The organism is Citrobacter enshiensis, assembly GCF_029338175.1.
Lineage (GTDB): Bacteria > Pseudomonadota > Gammaproteobacteria > Enterobacterales > Enterobacteriaceae > Citrobacter_D > Citrobacter_D enshiensis.
This window is the reverse complement of record NZ_CP119862.1, coordinates 938,024-954,236: the sequence shown is the minus strand read 5'-3', so window position 1 is coordinate 954,236 and position 16,213 is coordinate 938,024. Positions and strand designations below refer to the sequence as shown.

The 16,213-nt window shown below is 51.2% G+C and carries 13 protein-coding genes; 5 read left to right on the top strand and 8 right to left on the bottom strand.

Annotation, left to right across the window (positions count from 1 at the left end; translation table 11 throughout):
* Positions 1 to 425 precede the first annotated feature (425 nt).
* A complete protein-coding gene (gene syd / locus P2W74_RS04580; protein WP_276294086.1) occupies positions 426 to 971 on the bottom strand; it encodes a SecY-interacting protein in 546 nt (181 codons plus the stop codon).
* A gap of 68 nt (positions 972 to 1,039) precedes the next feature.
* Between syd and queF the strand changes: the two genes are divergently transcribed.
* The 5 genes from queF to xni all read left to right on the top strand — a co-directional run bounded on the left by queF (position 1,040) and on the right by xni (position 7,483).
* Positions 1,040 to 1,888 carry an NADPH-dependent 7-cyano-7-deazaguanine reductase QueF gene (queF, locus tag P2W74_RS04575; RefSeq protein ID WP_276294085.1) on the top strand — a complete coding sequence of 283 codons (849 nt, stop codon included), beginning with the start codon at positions 1,040 to 1,042 and terminating at the stop codon, positions 1,886 to 1,888.
* Positions 1,889 to 2,000: 112 nt separating this feature from the next.
* A complete protein-coding gene (gene ppnN / locus P2W74_RS04570; RefSeq protein WP_276294084.1) occupies positions 2,001 to 3,365 on the top strand; it encodes a nucleotide 5'-monophosphate nucleosidase PpnN in 1,365 nt (454 codons plus the stop codon).
* A 535-nt stretch (positions 3,366 to 3,900) separates the two neighbouring features.
* Entirely contained in the window at positions 3,901 to 5,190 is a 1,290-nt protein-coding gene (locus P2W74_RS04565; RefSeq protein ID WP_276294083.1) for an HAAAP family serine/threonine permease, read from the top strand.
* A gap of 58 nt (positions 5,191 to 5,248) precedes the next feature.
* Positions 5,249 to 6,616 carry an L-serine ammonia-lyase II gene (gene sdaB, locus P2W74_RS04560; RefSeq protein WP_276294081.1) on the top strand — a complete coding sequence of 456 codons (1,368 nt, stop codon included), beginning with the start codon at positions 5,249 to 5,251 and terminating at the stop codon, positions 6,614 to 6,616.
* Between the two features lie 111 nt (positions 6,617 to 6,727).
* Positions 6,728 to 7,483 (top strand): flap endonuclease Xni, encoded by a 756-nt coding sequence (gene xni, locus P2W74_RS04555; RefSeq protein WP_276294080.1) that lies wholly within the window; start codon positions 6,728 to 6,730, stop codon positions 7,481 to 7,483.
* Positions 7,484 to 7,587: 104 nt separating this feature from the next.
* Here xni and fucO read toward each other — a convergent pair whose 3' ends face one another.
* From fucO to P2W74_RS04520, 7 genes are all read right to left on the bottom strand, one after another.
* On the bottom strand, positions 7,588 to 8,736 hold the full coding sequence (gene fucO / locus P2W74_RS04550; protein WP_276294078.1) for a lactaldehyde reductase: 1,149 nt from the start codon (positions 8,734 to 8,736) through the stop codon (positions 7,588 to 7,590).
* Positions 8,737 to 8,763: 27 nt separating this feature from the next.
* On the bottom strand, positions 8,764 to 9,411 hold the full coding sequence (gene fucA / locus P2W74_RS04545) for an L-fuculose-phosphate aldolase (RefSeq protein WP_276294077.1): 648 nt from the start codon (positions 9,409 to 9,411) through the stop codon (positions 8,764 to 8,766).
* Between the two features lie 146 nt (positions 9,412 to 9,557).
* On the bottom strand, positions 9,558 to 10,556 hold the full coding sequence (locus P2W74_RS04540) for a LacI family DNA-binding transcriptional regulator (protein ID WP_276294076.1): 999 nt from the start codon (positions 10,554 to 10,556) through the stop codon (positions 9,558 to 9,560).
* Between the two features lie 64 nt (positions 10,557 to 10,620).
* Entirely contained in the window at positions 10,621 to 12,201 is a 1,581-nt protein-coding gene (locus P2W74_RS04535; protein ID WP_276294075.1) for an FGGY-family carbohydrate kinase, read from the bottom strand.
* Between the two features lie 54 nt (positions 12,202 to 12,255).
* On the bottom strand, positions 12,256 to 13,206 hold the full coding sequence (locus tag P2W74_RS04530) for an ABC transporter substrate-binding protein (RefSeq protein ID WP_192613305.1): 951 nt from the start codon (positions 13,204 to 13,206) through the stop codon (positions 12,256 to 12,258).
* Positions 13,207 to 13,279: 73 nt separating this feature from the next.
* Positions 13,280 to 14,263: an ABC transporter permease gene (locus P2W74_RS04525; RefSeq protein ID WP_276294074.1), complete on the bottom strand. Its 984-nt coding sequence runs from the start codon at positions 14,261 to 14,263 to the stop codon at positions 13,280 to 13,282.
* 3 nt (positions 14,264 to 14,266) lie between these two features.
* Positions 14,267 to 15,766, bottom strand: coding sequence for a sugar ABC transporter ATP-binding protein (locus tag P2W74_RS04520; RefSeq protein WP_276294073.1), 1,500 nt, complete (start codon positions 15,764 to 15,766; stop codon positions 14,267 to 14,269).
* Between the last annotated feature and the right edge of the window lie 447 nt (positions 15,767 to 16,213).

Genomic DNA, 16,213 nt, shown 5'->3' with positions numbered 1-16,213 from the left:
CAGTGCGATTAACTTCATCCTGAAGTTTCCTGGCCATCCTGACCCACCGAACATCCTGACCGGCTCTCGTTCTCCCTCCTGGAGGTGTCCTTTAACGCATCCTGCGCTGTCCTCTTCACTTCATCCTGAAGCCTTTCCTTGCTACACCGTCCTGGTGTGTCCTGCTGAAGTGTCATCATCCTGATGTTCACTTCGGTGTGCGACTCCTTGTCGACAGACATAGAATCGCCTGTTTCGTCATGTCTTACAAGGCACTTACAGGCAATACCTTAAGGATATTTTCATTTGAAAGTGAACATTGAAACATTAACTGTATGATTTATATTAATTAAACTCTTTCTTATGGGGTTAAGCCTTTACTTATATCCTGGCGATCTCTTACAGGGTTTGTAAGAGATCTCTCACAAAGAAATGGGCGATGGGGATTACAGAAGAGGTTTAAGCTGAGTGAGAAAATCCGCAAGAGAGGCGGCCAGGACAGTACGATTACGCGTGCCCAGCGTCTCTTTGCACACTTCTCCAGACAGATTGCACACCGAAATGACCTCGAGTTCATTTTCCAGGGTGGCAATAAACAGCGTCGGCGATAACTTGAGACGTTTCTGCGTGACCAGATGACCGATCAGGTTTTCCTGAACGCGTCTGAAATCATCCACACTCCAGGTTTGCAGCAGCGTCAATGTCTCATCGGCAAACTGCGCGGGCATATCCCCGGCAAACTGGGTGGTATAAAACGCATGAATTGCGGGTTGTATCACAATATCAAAAGCCCGTTCAACCGAGTTTACATTTGCCTCGCCTTCAAAAGGTTGCGGCTGCCAGAACACGGCCTCACTGGTTGACGAAATAATGCAGGGTGAAGGAACGCCGTAGAGTTCTTCACTCAGCGGCCAACTGCCGTTTTTTTCATGCCAGGCATCACAGTAACGTGTTGTAAAGGCCTTCAGGGCCTGTGCTGTCTGTTCGTCCACCGATTTCTCTCTTAACAAAAGCCAGGATACACTTGACACATAGTGTATCTGGTTTATGACGGTGAAACATGTCTTCTTACGAAAACCATCAGGCGCTTGACGGCCTGACTCTCGGTAAATCAACAGATTACCGGGATATTTACGACGCAAGTTTGTTGCAGGGCGTCCCGCGCAGCCTGAATCGCGATCCGCTGGATTTAAAAGCAGATAATCTGCCTTTTCATGGCGCGGATATCTGGACGTTGTATGAACTGTCATGGCTGAATGCGAAAGGGCTGCCGCAAGTTGCCGTGGGTCATGTCGAGCTGGATTACACCAGCCTCAATCTGATTGAATCAAAAAGCTTTAAGCTCTACCTGAACAGCTTTAACCAGACACGCTTTGACAGCTGGGAGGATGTCCGCCAAACGCTGGAAAACGATCTGCGCGCCTGCGCCCAGGGCGATGTCAGCGTTGCGCTGTACCGGCTTGATGAACTGGAAGGGCTACCCATCGCCCATTTCCACGGTAGCTGCATCGACGACCAGGATATCGCCATTGATAACTACCAGTTCAGCACCGACTATCTGGAAAATGCCGCCAGCGGTGAGAAAGTAGTGGAAGAGACGCTGGTCAGTCACTTGTTGAAATCCAACTGCCTGATCACTCACCAGCCAGACTGGGGTTCCATACAAATTCAGTATCGCGGTCGAAAAATAGATCGTGAGAAATTGCTACGTTACCTGGTCTCTTTCCGCCATCACAATGAGTTCCACGAACAGTGTGTGGAGCGGATCTTCAATGACATTTTGCGCTTCTGCCAGCCAGAGAAACTGAGTGTCTACGCGCGCTACACACGACGCGGCGGCCTGGACATTAACCCCTGGCGTACCAACACCGATTTCGTACCTGCCATCGGAAGACTGGTCCGTCAGTAATTTTTTTCTCAATTTTGCGCGTCGGATTCCGCGCGCAAGGTTGTGAAAGGTCATAAGCCAGCGCTATTGTAATCATTAGGGAATGGCGTGTTGCGTCCCATAAGGAGTTTACTTGATTACACATATTAGCCCGCTTGGCTCAATGGACATGTTGTCGCAGCTGGAAGTCGATATGCTTAAACGCACCGCCAGCAGCGACCTTTATCAACTGTTTCGTAACTGTTCTCTTGCTGTACTGAACTCCGGCAGTTTGACCGACAACAGCAAAGAATTGCTGTCTCGCTTTGAAAATTTCGACATCAACGTGCTCCGTCGCGAGCGTGGCGTGAAGCTGGAATTGATCAACCCACCTGAAGACGCTTTTGTTGACGGCCGTATTATCCGTGCTCTGCAGGCCAACCTGTTTGCCGTGCTGCGCGACATTCTTTTTGTCAACGGTCAAATTCATAACGCGGGTCGTTTTCAACACCTGAATCTCGACAGTTCCGTGCACATTACCAACCTCGTGTTCTCCATTCTGCGTAACGCCCGTGCGCTGCACGTCGGGGAAGCGCCGAATATGGTGGTGTGCTGGGGCGGTCACTCCATTAACGAAAATGAGTACCTGTACGCGCGTCGCGTTGGTACCCAGTTAGGTCTGCGTGAGCTGAACATCTGTACCGGCTGTGGGCCGGGCGCGATGGAAGCCCCAATGAAAGGCGCCGCAGTAGGTCACGCACAGCAACGCTATAAAGACAGTCGTTTTATCGGTATGACGGAGCCGTCCATCATTGCGGCGGAACCGCCTAACCCGCTGGTCAATGAATTGGTCATCATGCCCGATATTGAAAAACGGCTAGAGGCGTTTGTTCGTATCGCCCACGGTATCATCATCTTCCCTGGCGGCGTCGGCACGGCGGAAGAGTTATTGTATCTGCTGGGAATACTGATGAACCCGGCGAATAAAGATCAGGTTCTGCCGCTGATCCTCACCGGACCCAAAGAGAGTGCGGACTACTTCCGCGTGCTTGATGAGTTTGTTGTGCACACGCTGGGCGAGGAAGCGCGACGTCATTATCGCATCATCGTTGACGACGCGGCGGAAGTGGCGCGACTGATGAAAAAAGCGATGCCGCTGGTCAAAGAGAACCGTCGTGATACCGGTGACGCTTACAGCTTTAACTGGTCCATTCGTATTGCGCCGGATCTGCAACTGCCGTTCGAGCCATCGCATGACAACATGTCGAACCTGAAACTGTATCCCGATCAACCGGTTGAGATCCTGGCGGCAGACCTGCGTCGCGCCTTCTCCGGTATTGTTGCGGGTAACGTCAAAGAGGTTGGCATTCGCGCCATTGAGGAATTTGGTCCGTATAAAATCCACGGCGATCGCGAGATGATGCGCCGTATGGATGACCTGCTACAGGGCTTTGTCGCGCAACACCGCATGAAGCTGCCTGGCTCCGCCTATATCCCCTGCTACGAAATTTGCAGGTAATTCTCATGCCCGGCAGCGCCAGCTGTCGGGCCTCACGCTTTGCCCGCAGAACCAGATTTTTTAGTGATACCAGTCACATAGCAAATCCCCATTCGTTAATTCTGCTTATCTTTCCACTAAAACCCCGAAAAACGCAAACGTTTACCCTGCAAGTGAAACCGTGATTTATCACAAAAAATCGCCATTAATCGCAATAATTCACCAAAAACAGCACAATTTACGACCAATTATGGGTATCTCGCGACCTGCTCTTTCTGGACATATCTCGTTAATGGTAGCCTTCGCGCCCATAAATCCGCTTTGATGATTTTTTGACAGATTAATGGTCCAAATTTATCCACATAAAAGGTGGATTATGGCATTTGAGATCGCGATCACTGATACATTCATAACTTAAATGTATCTTTCCGCCCTCAAATAATTACGGCGAAAAATTATATAAAAATCGTCGCTTAACGAATTTCATTTTACGGTCAGTCTTCTTTTTTTGGCTAAGTCCAAAAAACTGACATTTAAATTCCTCCAGGAGAAACAGATGGAAACCACTCAAACCAGCACTGTCGTTACGGGCCAGACCCGCAGCGGATGGCGCAAGACAGACACCATGTGGATGCTGGGTCTGTACGGCACAGCAATCGGCGCAGGCGTTTTGTTCCTGCCTATTAACGCCGGCGTTGGCGGTATGATCCCGCTGATCATCATGGCGATCCTCGCCTTCCCGATGACCTTCTTTGCCCACCGCGGCCTGACTCGCTTCGTGCTGTCCGGTAAAAACCCGGGCGAAGACATCACTGAAGTTGTTGAAGAACACTTCGGCGTTGGCGCAGGTAAACTGATTACCCTGCTCTACTTCTTCGCTATCTACCCGATTCTGTTGGTCTACAGCGTGGCAATCACCAACACCGTTGAAAGCTTCATGACTCACCAGTTACAGATGACAGCGCCGCCGCGTGCGATTCTGTCGCTGATCCTGATCATCGGTATGATGACTATCGTTCGCTTCGGTGAGCAGATGATCGTTAAGGCGATGAGTATTCTGGTGTTCCCGTTCGTTGCAGCCCTGATGCTGCTGGCACTGTACCTGATCCCTCAGTGGAGCGGCGCGGCGCTGGAAACACTTTCCTTTGATTCCGCTGCTTCGACCGGTAAAGGTCTGTGGATGACCCTGTGGCTGGCAATCCCGGTGATGGTCTTCTCCTTTAACCACTCCCCGATCATCTCCTCTTTCGCAGTCGCGAAACGTGAAGAGTACGGTCAGGAAGCTGAGAAGAAGTGTTCCAAAATCCTGGCGTGCGCACACGTGATGATGGTGCTGACGGTCATGTTCTTCGTCTTCAGTTGCGTACTGAGCCTGACCCCAGCAGACCTGGCTGCCGCGAAAGCACAGAACATCTCGATTCTGTCTTACCTGGCAAACCACTTTAACGTCTCGTTTATCGAATGGATGGCGCCGATCATTGCGATGATTGCTATCACCAAATCCTTCCTGGGCCACTACCTGGGCGCACGTGAAGGCTTTAACGGTATGGTGATTAAGTCTCTGCGTGGTAAAGGTAAAACCATCGAAATCAACAAACTGAACAAAATCACTGCGCTGTTCATGCTGGTTACCACCTGGATCGTGGCAACCCTGAACCCAAGCATCCTGGGCATGATTGAAACCCTGGGCGGCCCAATCATCGCGATGATTCTGTTCCTGATGCCGATGTATGCTATTCAGAAAGTACCTGCAATGCGTAAGTACAGCGGCCACATCAGCAACGTCTTCGTTGTCGTGATGGGTCTGATTGCTATCTCTGCGATTTTCTACTCTCTGTTCAGCTAGTTCTTAAGCGCCGCTTGCGGGCGGCGCCTCTTTCCGACACCACCGCAATGGATGCCTTATGATTAGCGTATTCGATATCTTCAAAATCGGCATTGGCCCTTCCAGTTCTCACACCGTCGGACCAATGAAAGCAGGCAAACAATTCACGGATGACCTGATTGCACGCAACATACTCACTGATGTCACCCGCGTCGTCGTTGATGTTTATGGCTCACTGTCATTGACGGGGAAAGGTCACCATACCGACATCGCCATTATTATGGGCCTGGCGGGAAATCTGCCGGACACCGTCGACATCGATTCTATTCCCTCCTTTATTCAGGATGTGAATACCCACGGGCGCTTGCTGCTGGCAAATGGTCAGCATGAAGTCGAATTCCCGGTAGACAAGTGCATGAATTTTCATGCCGACAACCTGTCTCTCCATGAGAACGGGATGCGTATTACGGCACTGGCGGGCGAAAAGGCCATTTACAGCCAGACCTACTATTCCATCGGCGGTGGTTTCATCGTTGATGAAGAACATTTTGGTTTGCCGAATAGCGCGCCAGTTAACGTACCGTATCCGTATAAATCCGCAGCCGATTTGCAGAAACACTGTCAGGAAACGGGATTGTCGCTTTCCGGTCTGATGATGCAAAACGAGCTGGCGCTGCACAGCAAAGAAGAGCTGGAACAGCACTTTGCCAACGTCTGGGAAGTGATGCGCGGCGGTATTGAGCGCGGTATCACCACCGAAGGCGTACTGCCGGGTAAACTGCGCGTTCCGCGTCGTGCGGCAGCGCTTCGCCGTATGCTGGTCAGCAGCGACAAAACCACCACCGACCCGATGGCGGTTGTTGACTGGATCAATATGTTCGCACTGGCCGTTAACGAAGAAAACGCCGCCGGTGGACGCGTGGTCACGGCGCCAACCAACGGCGCATGCGGTATTGTTCCGGCAGTGCTGGCGTACTACGACAAGTTTATTCGCGAAGTAAACGCTAACTCACTGGCGCGCTATATGCTGGTCGCCAGCGCGATTGGCTCCCTGTACAAGATGAACGCCTCTATTTCCGGTGCGGAAGTGGGTTGTCAGGGTGAAGTCGGCGTGGCGTGCTCTATGGCCGCTGCGGGTTTAGCCGAGTTACTGGGCGGTAGCCCGACTCAGGTGTGTATTGCCGCAGAAATCGGCATGGAACACAACCTCGGTCTGACCTGCGATCCGGTTGCCGGTCAGGTACAGGTTCCTTGCATCGAGCGTAACGCGATCGCTTCTGTAAAAGCGGTCAATGCTGCTCGTATGGCGCTACGTCGCACCAGTGAGCCGCGCGTGTGCCTCGATAAAGTTATCGAGACCATGTACGAAACCGGTAAAGACATGAACGCCAAATACCGCGAAACCTCTCGTGGCGGTCTGGCCATGAAGATTGTCACCTGCGATTAATCTCCCCAAAGGGCTTCGTTTTGCGAAGCTCTTTCCCATTTTCACCGCTGTGAATAGCCTGACTTTGCCGTGAATGTTACCCTTAGCGCATGATCTATCAGGGAGAACGCCGTGGCCGTCCATCTGCTCATTGTCGATGCACTTAATTTGATTCGCCGTATTCATGCGGTTCAGGGTTCTCCCTGCGTCGAAACCTGTCAGCGCGCGCTCGATCAATTGATCATGCACAGCCAACCAACGCACGCAGTCGCCGTGTTTGATGACGAAGCACGCAACGATAGCTGGCGCCACCAGCGACTCCCGGATTACAAAGCGGGCCGCCCGCCCATGCCTGACGACCTGCATCGCGAAATGCCCACGTTACGCGCCGCCTTTGAACAGCAGGGTGTGCCCTGTTGGGTCTCTGGCGGGAATGAAGCCGATGATTTAGCGGCCACCCTGGCCGTAAAAGTCACCCAGGCCGGACACCAGGCCACCATCGTCTCGACCGACAAAGGCTACTGCCAGCTACTTTCCCCCACATTGCGCATTCGTGATTATTTCCAAAAACGTTGGCTGGATGCCCCCTTTATTGAGAAAGAGTTTGGCGTACTTCCTCAGCAGCTACCCGATTACTGGGGGCTGGCGGGAATCAGCAGTTCGAAAGTGCCCGGCGTCGCCGGGATAGGCCCGAAAAGCGCCACGCAACTGTTGGTTCAGTTCCAGACGCTGGAAGGGATCTACGCGCAGTTAGACAAGGTGCCGGAGAAGTGGCGGAAAAAACTTGAAGCGCACAAAGAGATGGCGTTTTTATGCCGTGACATTGCCCGCCTGCAAACGGATTTACATCTCGACGGAAATTTACAGCAGCTTCGGCTGGCGCGGTAATTGTGCGACCGGATAGCGGTGCAAATACCGTATCCGGCCGACAATATCACTGACACTGTAAGCCGGATATGCGCAGCGCCTCCGGCCATTTTTACCCCGCCCAATTACCAGGCAGTATGGTACAGCTCGACGATATCGGAAAGCGTCGCTTCACGCGGGTTCCCACCGGTGCAAACATCGTCAAACGCAGCCTGCGCCAGCGCCGGAATATCCTCTTTAAGCACACCGACATCGCGCAGGTGTAGCGGGATACCGACATCGCGGTTGAGGGCAAAGACAGCATCAACCGCCGCATTGCGTGCCTCTTCCAGGCTCAGGCGTTCTACGTTTACCCCCATGACTCTGGCAATGTCACGGAATTTTTCCCCGGTAAATTCTGCGTTATAGCGCATGATATGAGGGAGCAGAATCGCATTGGCGACACCATGAGGCGTGTTATAAAACGCGCCGAGCGGATGCGCCATCCCATGCACCAGTCCCAGCCCCACATTGGAAAACCCCATGCCGGCCACATACTGCCCCAGCGCCATGGCCTCTCCTGCGTCAAGATCTCCGGCAACGGAACCCCGCAGCGCGCCAGCAATAATTTCAATCGCTTTGATATGCAGCGCATCGGTCAGAGCCCAGGCGGCACGCGTAATATACCCCTCAATAGCGTGCGTCAGCGCATCAACGCCGGTTGCCGCTTTGAGCGCGGCAGGCATACCGTCCATCATGTCGGCATCAATAAACGCCACCTGAGGAATATCATGCGGATCCACGCAGACAAACTTGCGCCGCTTTTCTTCATCGGTGATCACGTAGTTAATGGTGACTTCGGCCGCAGTACCCGCAGTGGTAGGGATCGCCATAATTGGCACGCTCGGGTGGCGCGTCGGTGACAATCCTTCCAGGCTGCACACGTCGGCAAACTCCGGGTTGTTGCTGATAATGCCGATTGCCTTGCAGGTATCCTGCGGAGAACCACCGCCGACCGCGATGAGATAATCTGCCCCGCTTTGCTGGAATACGCTCAGCCCCTCTTTGACGACACCGATAGTCGGATTTGGGATCACCCCGGAGTAGATCTCCCAGGTCAGCCCTGCTGCATCCATCTTATCGGTGACTTTCGCGACCACGCCGCACTGTACCAGCGTTTCATCGGTCACAATCAGTGCCTTACGGTAACCACGGCGCGTCACCTCGCCGGTTAACGCCTCTACCGCCCCACGGCCAAACCATGCCGTTTCGTTCAGAATCATTCTGTTCGCCATCGTCCGTCTCCTTTTCGCCTTGCGAAATCACTCTTCAATACGTAACCCGTAGGTTTTAAATTTCTCCAGTACCACGGCAATCTCTTCATCATCCAACACCGGTACGGGATCGGTAATCGCCAGCGTACTGAGGTAAAGCTGCGCCAACACTTCCACTTCATGCGCCAGCCACAGGGCTTTTTCCAGATTAACTTCACAGGCGATGAGCCCATGATGTTGTAACAGCGTTGCTTTGCGATTCTTTAATGCCGTAGCGACAAATTCGGACAGGGCCTGCGTGCCAAATGTGGCATACGGAGCACAAGGAATAGAGTTTCCCCCTGCGGCGGCAATCATGTAGTGAATCGCTGGGATAGGACGGTTGAGGATCGATACAGCAGTACAATGAATGGCGTGATTGTGAACCACAGCATTTGCATCAGGCCGCGTCTGGTAGGCCGCAAGATGAAAACGCCATTCGCTGGAAGGCAGCTGCCCTTCTGCATATTTCCCATTATTATCAACATACACGATCATATTTTCAGTGAGTCGCTCATAAGGAATTCCGCTGGGCGTAATTAACATTCCTTGTTCATAGCGCGCACTCACATTACCTGCGGTGCCTTGATTTAAACCAAGACGTGTCATTTCAAGACAGGTTTCAATTATTTCACGAGATAAACGCGATCTTTCCATCTTTATTCTCCGGGTACAGTTCCCCTCGTCTTTATCGCGAAAAGACACAACCGCAAATGAAGACGGGTCAGGTTTCAGGTAAGGGCAGCCACTGAATACTTTTATTCTTATTCATATGGCTGTTTTATTTAAATTACTGTTGCGTATTATTTTTGTCGTACGCGCTTAATAAGTTTCATCTCAACTTTTACCGTCTCTTTAATGGGTCGTTCCTCAATAGCACTCAACATCATATCGAATGCTTTTTCCGCCCAGGCATTTTCATCCTGTTGCATTGACCATACATTATTGGACAGGAACCCCAGCATGGGGTGTTCATCGAATGTGCCAATGTTGATCTCCGGTGGAACCACGCCGAAGCGATCGCGAATAGCTCTGACAGCCCCTTCCAGCACCGGCAACGATGAGGCGATAAACGCCTGCGGGCAGCCCCATTCACCGATCAACCGCTCCATAATCAGATAGCCACCTTCCGGTGTATTAACCGGGCCTTCGCGAACCCACTCCCGATGACAAATGCCGTTTTTTTCCAGTGCGTTAAGATAACCGGTAATACGGTCGCTAATACTGGGCAACCCGGCATCGCCAACTAAAAGCCATACTGGCGATTTGCCGGCATCCAGTATGCTTTGCGTCAATTTTTCACCGCCAGCGATATTGTGACTTTCGACCAGAGCGTTATCCGTATACTTAAAGTCACGGTCAAGTAATACCATTGGCTTTCTGACCTGGCGTAAATGATGCTGCTGGTTCTCTAATGTTGAAGGCACAATAAAAAGGCCATCAACATTCCGGGCGATTAACGCTTTCGTTAATTTATTTTCGTAATCAACATCATCATAAGTACAACTAATCATTAATTGATAGCCAGAGCGACGACAGCGCTGCTCAAGTTTTTCAGCAAGCGTTGCAAAAAAGACGTTGGAAATATTGGGCACGATCAAACCCAGCGTATCCGTCTTATTAAGCTTCAGACTCCGGGCCGAATGATTAATCACATAACCATATCGTTCTACATACTCATTGATGCGCGTTTGTGTTTTGACGCTGATCCTATACTGTTCAGCTTTTCCATTTAGCACCAGTCTTACGGTCGTCACCGATAAATCCAGATCGCTGGCTATCTGCTCTACTGTTTTAGCCATTTATGTGCCTCAGTACACTCTCAAACACCCATGCCCAATCATAAAAGTATTTTGAACATTTGTCTTACTGCATCAGTCGGTTAAGTACCTGCTGCTGCTCCCAAAGGGCGAGGTAAGCCTGATACTTGCGGTCAAAAAAGTCCTGTCTCGCGGGGTTTGCCTTAATCACCTCACCAACTGCCACCATCTCCTGGCATGCGGATGAGAAATCTGGCCAGCTACCGCTTGCCACTGCCCCGGTAATTGCCGCCCCCAGCGTTACCGCATCCTCCTCTTGCATAAGATGAATGTCGCAGCCCGTGGCATCTGCATATTCACGCAGCCACAGCGGATTGTGCGTTGCGCCGCCGCATAATGTCAGCCGGGAAATCGTATGTCCGCTTTCGCGCATGGCATCCATAATATGTCGCGTACCACAGGCGATAGCCTGTAGCGTGGCAAGGTACAAACGCGCCACCTGAGATTCACCTCTCTCCAGTGTCAGGCCGCAAACGCTCCCCCTGGCATCCGGACGCGCACGTGGTGAACGGTTACCATGATGATCGGCAAGCACATGCAGATAGCGAGTCGGCTCATGTTCTTCCTCTTCCAGCGCCGCCACCCATTCATTGACCAATTCAACCGGATGGCATCCCCGCAGTTCAGCCTTGCTAAACAACGCCGCACTGGCGCCGGATTCCTGTAGCGTCCAGTCAACCAACGCTCCCGCAGCACTTTGCCCACCTTCCGTCAGCCAGTAGCCCGGCAGCATCGCCGACCAGTAAGGCCCCCACACACCCGCCGTGTGGATCTCCTGCTCGCTGCATAACATGTGGCAGTTTGACGTTCCGCTGATCAGCGCCAGAGTCCCCGCAGGCTGCGCCCCCGCAAGCGCAACGCCGCCAGCATGGGCATCAATCATTCCGCTGGCCACCACAACGTCTGTCGTCAACCCTAAGGCCTGTGCGGCGTCAGGACTGAGCGTTCCTGCGGCGGCGCCTGGCGGGAGGATCCGCCGAGGAATTTTACTGAGCAAGTCGCTCAACCCGACAGCCTCCAGCAGAGAATCGCTAAAGCGTTGTTCGTGCGCTAAGTAGTTCCATTTACAGGTCAGTGTACACAGCCCGGCAACATCATTGCCGGTGGCTTTCCACACCAGGAAATCGGCCAGATCGAAAAAGCGATGGGCCTGCTTCCAGGTTTCTGGAAAATGGCTTTTCAACCAGAGCACCTTGGGCAGTTCCATTTCAACGCTAACGTCGCCGCCAACGTAACGCAGTGCAGCGTCCTGGGTGGCATTAATGCGCTCAGCCTCTGCGGTTGCGCGGTGATCCATCCACATAATAATGTCGTGATCGGATACTTCTCCAGGCGAGACCGCCAGCCCTTCTCCCTGCTCATCCAGCGCAACCAGAGAACAGGTTGCATCGAACCCTAACGAGCGAATCGCGGTGACTGGAATGTCAGCACTGGCGACAGCCCCTTTGACAACCAGGCACACCTGCCGCCAGATTTCAGCGGAAGATTGCTCCACCCGCTCCCCACCCGGTCGAAATTGAGAAATCGGGAGCGTGGCAAAAGACAGTCGCGTTCCACTGGCATCAAATATCCCCGCCCTTACGCTGGCCGAACCGACATCCACACCGAGGAAATATCCACTACGCATAATGACTCCCTGACGCTGGCTTAAAAGGGGGGCAAAAGGGTTGCCCCCACGATTTTATTTCTTACCAAATGGGTGTAATAACTTCTCAATTTCCGGCGTATTAATGTTCTGCGCATTAACGAATTTCACCGGAATATCGATTTCTTTCGGTACGGTTTGACCAGACAGCGAAGCATTCAGCGTTTTGATCCCCTGATAGCCAATCTGGAAAGCGTCCTGGACGACGAAGCCCTGAATGACGCCGGAGTTCAGGAAATTGATAATGGCCTCAGTGCTGTCAAAACCAATAACTTTGACTTTGCCTTTCAGGTTTTGACTATCAATTGCGTTCGCGACGCCCAGTGTCGATCCTTCATTGGTGCCGTAGATCCCCGCCAGATCCGGGTTCGCCTGGATCATATCAATGGTTTTATCCATCGCCTTTTGTGGATCGCCATCACTGTACTGGACCGGCAGCACCTTGATATCAGGGTATTTTTCCTTCATGCGGGCGACAAATCCTTCCGAACGCTCAATCGCTGAAGAGGTGCCCGCCACGTGAGCAATAATGCCGACTTTGCCTTTATTATTGACCTGTGCCGCCAGCGCATCTGCGGCTTCGGCTCCCGCTTTACGGTTGTTTGTCGCCACAAAACTGACCGGAATATCGGAATTGACGCCAGAATCAAACGTCACCACCTTGATCCCGCGTGAATTAGCGGTTTCCACCAGCGGAGCAAGGGCATTGGCGTCTAACGCAGCCAGCAGCAATCCGTTCGGTTTTTTCGCCATCGCGTTTTCAACCAGCTGGATTTGCTCAGCAATCTGGGTTTCATCTGCAGGACCGACATAGCTGGTTTTATCGCCCAGCTCTTTAGCCGCTGCTTCTGTCCCCATTTTTACGGTTTGCCAGAATTCATGCTGGAAACCTTTACTGACGACAGGAAGATTCAAATCTTTAGCCAACGCGCTGGATGTCATGCAAGCCAGCAGAGATAACGCATAGACAAAATGCCTGGTTTTCATTGTGGTACTCCGTTTTAAGTGAGTCACCCTTAACGTCAGGGTCATTGTTCCCCGTGACTTCCGGGAGCGTAAATCAACGAATCTTTTTGCGTAATGTGTCGAGATAGACGGCAGCGATCACCACGATACCCATCGCCACCATTTGCCAGAACTGTGAAACGCCCATCAGATTCAGGCCGTTTTTCAGCACACTCATAATGAATGCGCCAATAATCGTGCCGCCAATAGTACCGATTCCCCCCATCAGGCTTGTGCCGCCAATGACGACTGCCGCGATAGCTTCCAGTTCATAGCCCACACCGACCGTCGGCTGTCCTGAGTTCAGACGCGATGCCAGGATGACACCCGCGATCCCTGTCAGCAGGCCACAGAAGGCGTAGACGAATATCTTGACGCGCTGAACTTTAATCCCGGAAAGGTGAGCAGCCACTTCATTGCTGCCGACGGCGTAAACATAGCGACCAATAACGGTTTTCTTCAGGATGTAGCTGGCCACCAGCGCCACGATGACGAGGTAAAACACCGGATAAGGAAGCACATCGAATAACCGTCCCTGCGCCAGCATTTTGAATGAGGGGTAGTCAGCAAAGTAAATGGCGCGGCCATCGGTCATGACCATATTGATCCCCCTGATAGACATCATCAGACCCAGGGTGGCAATAAAGGGAGGGATGGTGGCTTTCGTGACCAGCAGCGCATTGGCATAACCGCACAGCCCTCCAGCTAATACCCCCGCCAGAATGCAGACAGGCAACGGCATACCAAAACTGGCGCAAATCCCGACCGCAACGCCGGAAAAGGCCACCACCGACCCCAGCGAAAGATCGATCCCGGCGGTAATAATCACGAAGGTGACGCCAATGGCCATAATCCCGATCACCGACGTTTGCAGAGCAATCGTCATAATGTTTTCGGTATTAAAGAAAAAAGGTGAACTGAAACTGAAAAACACCACTAAAATAATCAGGCTAAAGAGTGGCGCAAGGCGCATCAAGAGTTCTTTATTAATTTTTATTTTCTTATTATTGCTGTCTGAAGAGGTTACAGAGATAGTCATAATTTAATCCTCTAACGTCGCATATTGCATGATTTTTTCTTGTGTGGCGTCATCAGAAGTTAACTCCCCGGTAATACGTCCATTACGCATCACTAAAATGCGATCGCACATACCCAGTACTTCCGGTAATTCAGAGGAAATCATAATAATTGACTTCCCTTTTGCCACCAGGCGATTCATTAATTCATAAATTTCCAGTTTCGCACCGACATCAATACCTCGGGTAGGCTCATCAAAAATGAGAATATCGGTATCCTTACACACCCAACGAGCAATAATGATTTTCTGCTGATTACCACCACTTAAATTCAGGGCCGCCTGTTCCAGATGCGGGGTCTTAATCCTGAGCGCACTGACCTGTTCCTGACTCGTGGTCTGGCAGCGTTTGCTATCCACATTGCCATAGCGATCGGAATATTCAGGGTAATTTCCCAGCATGATATTACGCTCAACGGACAAGCCTAATGCCAGACCTTCTTTTTTTCGGTCTTCCGTTAAATAGCTAATCCCCTGTTTTATCGCATCAGGGATATCTTTAATCACCGTCACTTTACCGTTGAGTTTGATGGTTCCGGCATCAATCGGGTCTGCGCCAAAAATGGCTCTGGCCAGTTCCGTACGCCCGGCCCCCATCAGACCGGCAAACCCTAAAATCTCGCCGCGATAAAGCGTGAAATCGATATTATTCAGGACGCCTTTTCGCGTCAGGCCGCTGACTTCCAGCACGGGCGTCTGGTGAGCCAGCGCTTCACGACGCGGATAGATGTTCCCCAGATCGCGTCCGACCATCATGGTAATCAGGTCACTGATCTTGACCGCATCATAGTCGACGGTGTCAATGTACTGCCCATCACGCATGACAGTGGCACGATCGGCAATCAACGCCAGCTCCTCCAGTCGATGCGAAATGTAGACAATTCCCGTCCCCTGAGATTTAAGCAAGCGCGTCACCTGAAATAAACTTTCTATTTCGGTTTCCGTCAGTGCCGCAGTAGGCTCATCCATAATAAGGATTTTGGCATTCACCGAAATAGCTTTCGCAATTTCGACCATTTGCTGTTGTGCAACGGTAAGGTCGGCAACCAGAGTGTCCGGCGAAATATTCAGGTTCAATTTTTGCAAAATTTCAGTCGCCGCCTGTCGCTGTTGTTTTTCGTCCAGACGCCAGCGATTATTTTTGCAAAACTCCCTGCCAATAAATATATTTTCTTCAACGGTTAATTCTGGGAAAAGATTAAACTCCTGGTGAATAATTGTAATTCCAGCCTGCTGCGCACTTAGCGGACTTGAAAATGAAACGGGCTGATCTTCAAAAACAATACCACCTTCGTCAGGTTGGTAAACACCTGATAAGATTTTCATCAGAGTGGATTTTCCCGCACCATTCTCACCTAATAGCGCATGCACTTCGCCTCTGCGTAAACTAAAATCCACATTACTCAACGCCAACACGCCAGGGAATCGTTTGGTAATATGACTCATTTGTAAAAATGTTTCGGACATTGCTGCTTTCCTCAATCATCAGAAATGGCAGTCAGTGAATCAGGCGATGAACATGCCAGGGAATCCTCGTCACCGTTAATACGAATACGTCCAGTCAACATATCTAATTTTGCTAACTCGAGTTAGCGATTGCCTTTTAAAGCTATTTTAGCCACCCAAAATAGCCAAATCATTTGATTTGAAATTGTGACGCCGAACAGACAATTTATTATAACTTCATGATTTAAAAGATTTTAAAATCATAAGGTCACTATTATTTATTTGACGTAGATCGAATTTTAACCACTTCTCGTGAAGCCACTCACATATCCACAATAAAAAAGTTGTGTAAAAAACGCCCCAATACCTAAGCTAACTCGAGTTAGCAAAATGAGTCATTCAGCCGACTGCTGAGGTGGGGTCCAACGTCCACCAGAGCAGAGCGCCATAAAGTGAGATGAGGAACCA

Excerpts from the sequence above, each read along its gene's own strand:
- queF (WP_276294085.1), top strand. The coding sequence starts at position 1,040 with ATGTCTTCTTACGAAAACCATCAGGCGCTTGACGGCCTGACTCTCGGT.
- P2W74_RS04565 (WP_276294083.1), top strand. The coding sequence starts at position 3,901 with ATGGAAACCACTCAAACCAGCACTGTCGTTACGGGCCAGACCCGCAGC.
- sdaB (WP_276294081.1), top strand. The coding sequence starts at position 5,249 with ATGATTAGCGTATTCGATATCTTCAAAATCGGCATTGGCCCTTCCAGT.
- fucO (WP_276294078.1), bottom strand. The coding sequence starts at position 8,736 with ATGGCGAACAGAATGATTCTGAACGAAACGGCATGGTTTGGCCGTGGG.
- fucA (WP_276294077.1), bottom strand. The coding sequence starts at position 9,411 with ATGGAAAGATCGCGTTTATCTCGTGAAATAATTGAAACCTGTCTTGAA.
- P2W74_RS04540 (WP_276294076.1), bottom strand. The coding sequence starts at position 10,556 with ATGGCTAAAACAGTAGAGCAGATAGCCAGCGATCTGGATTTATCGGTG.
- P2W74_RS04535 (WP_276294075.1), bottom strand. The coding sequence starts at position 12,201 with ATGCGTAGTGGATATTTCCTCGGTGTGGATGTCGGTTCGGCCAGCGTA.
- P2W74_RS04530 (WP_192613305.1), bottom strand. The coding sequence starts at position 13,206 with ATGAAAACCAGGCATTTTGTCTATGCGTTATCTCTGCTGGCTTGCATG.
- P2W74_RS04525 (WP_276294074.1), bottom strand. The coding sequence starts at position 14,263 with ATGACTATCTCTGTAACCTCTTCAGACAGCAATAATAAGAAAATAAAA.
- P2W74_RS04520 (WP_276294073.1), bottom strand. The coding sequence starts at position 15,766 with ATGTCCGAAACATTTTTACAAATGAGTCATATTACCAAACGATTCCCT.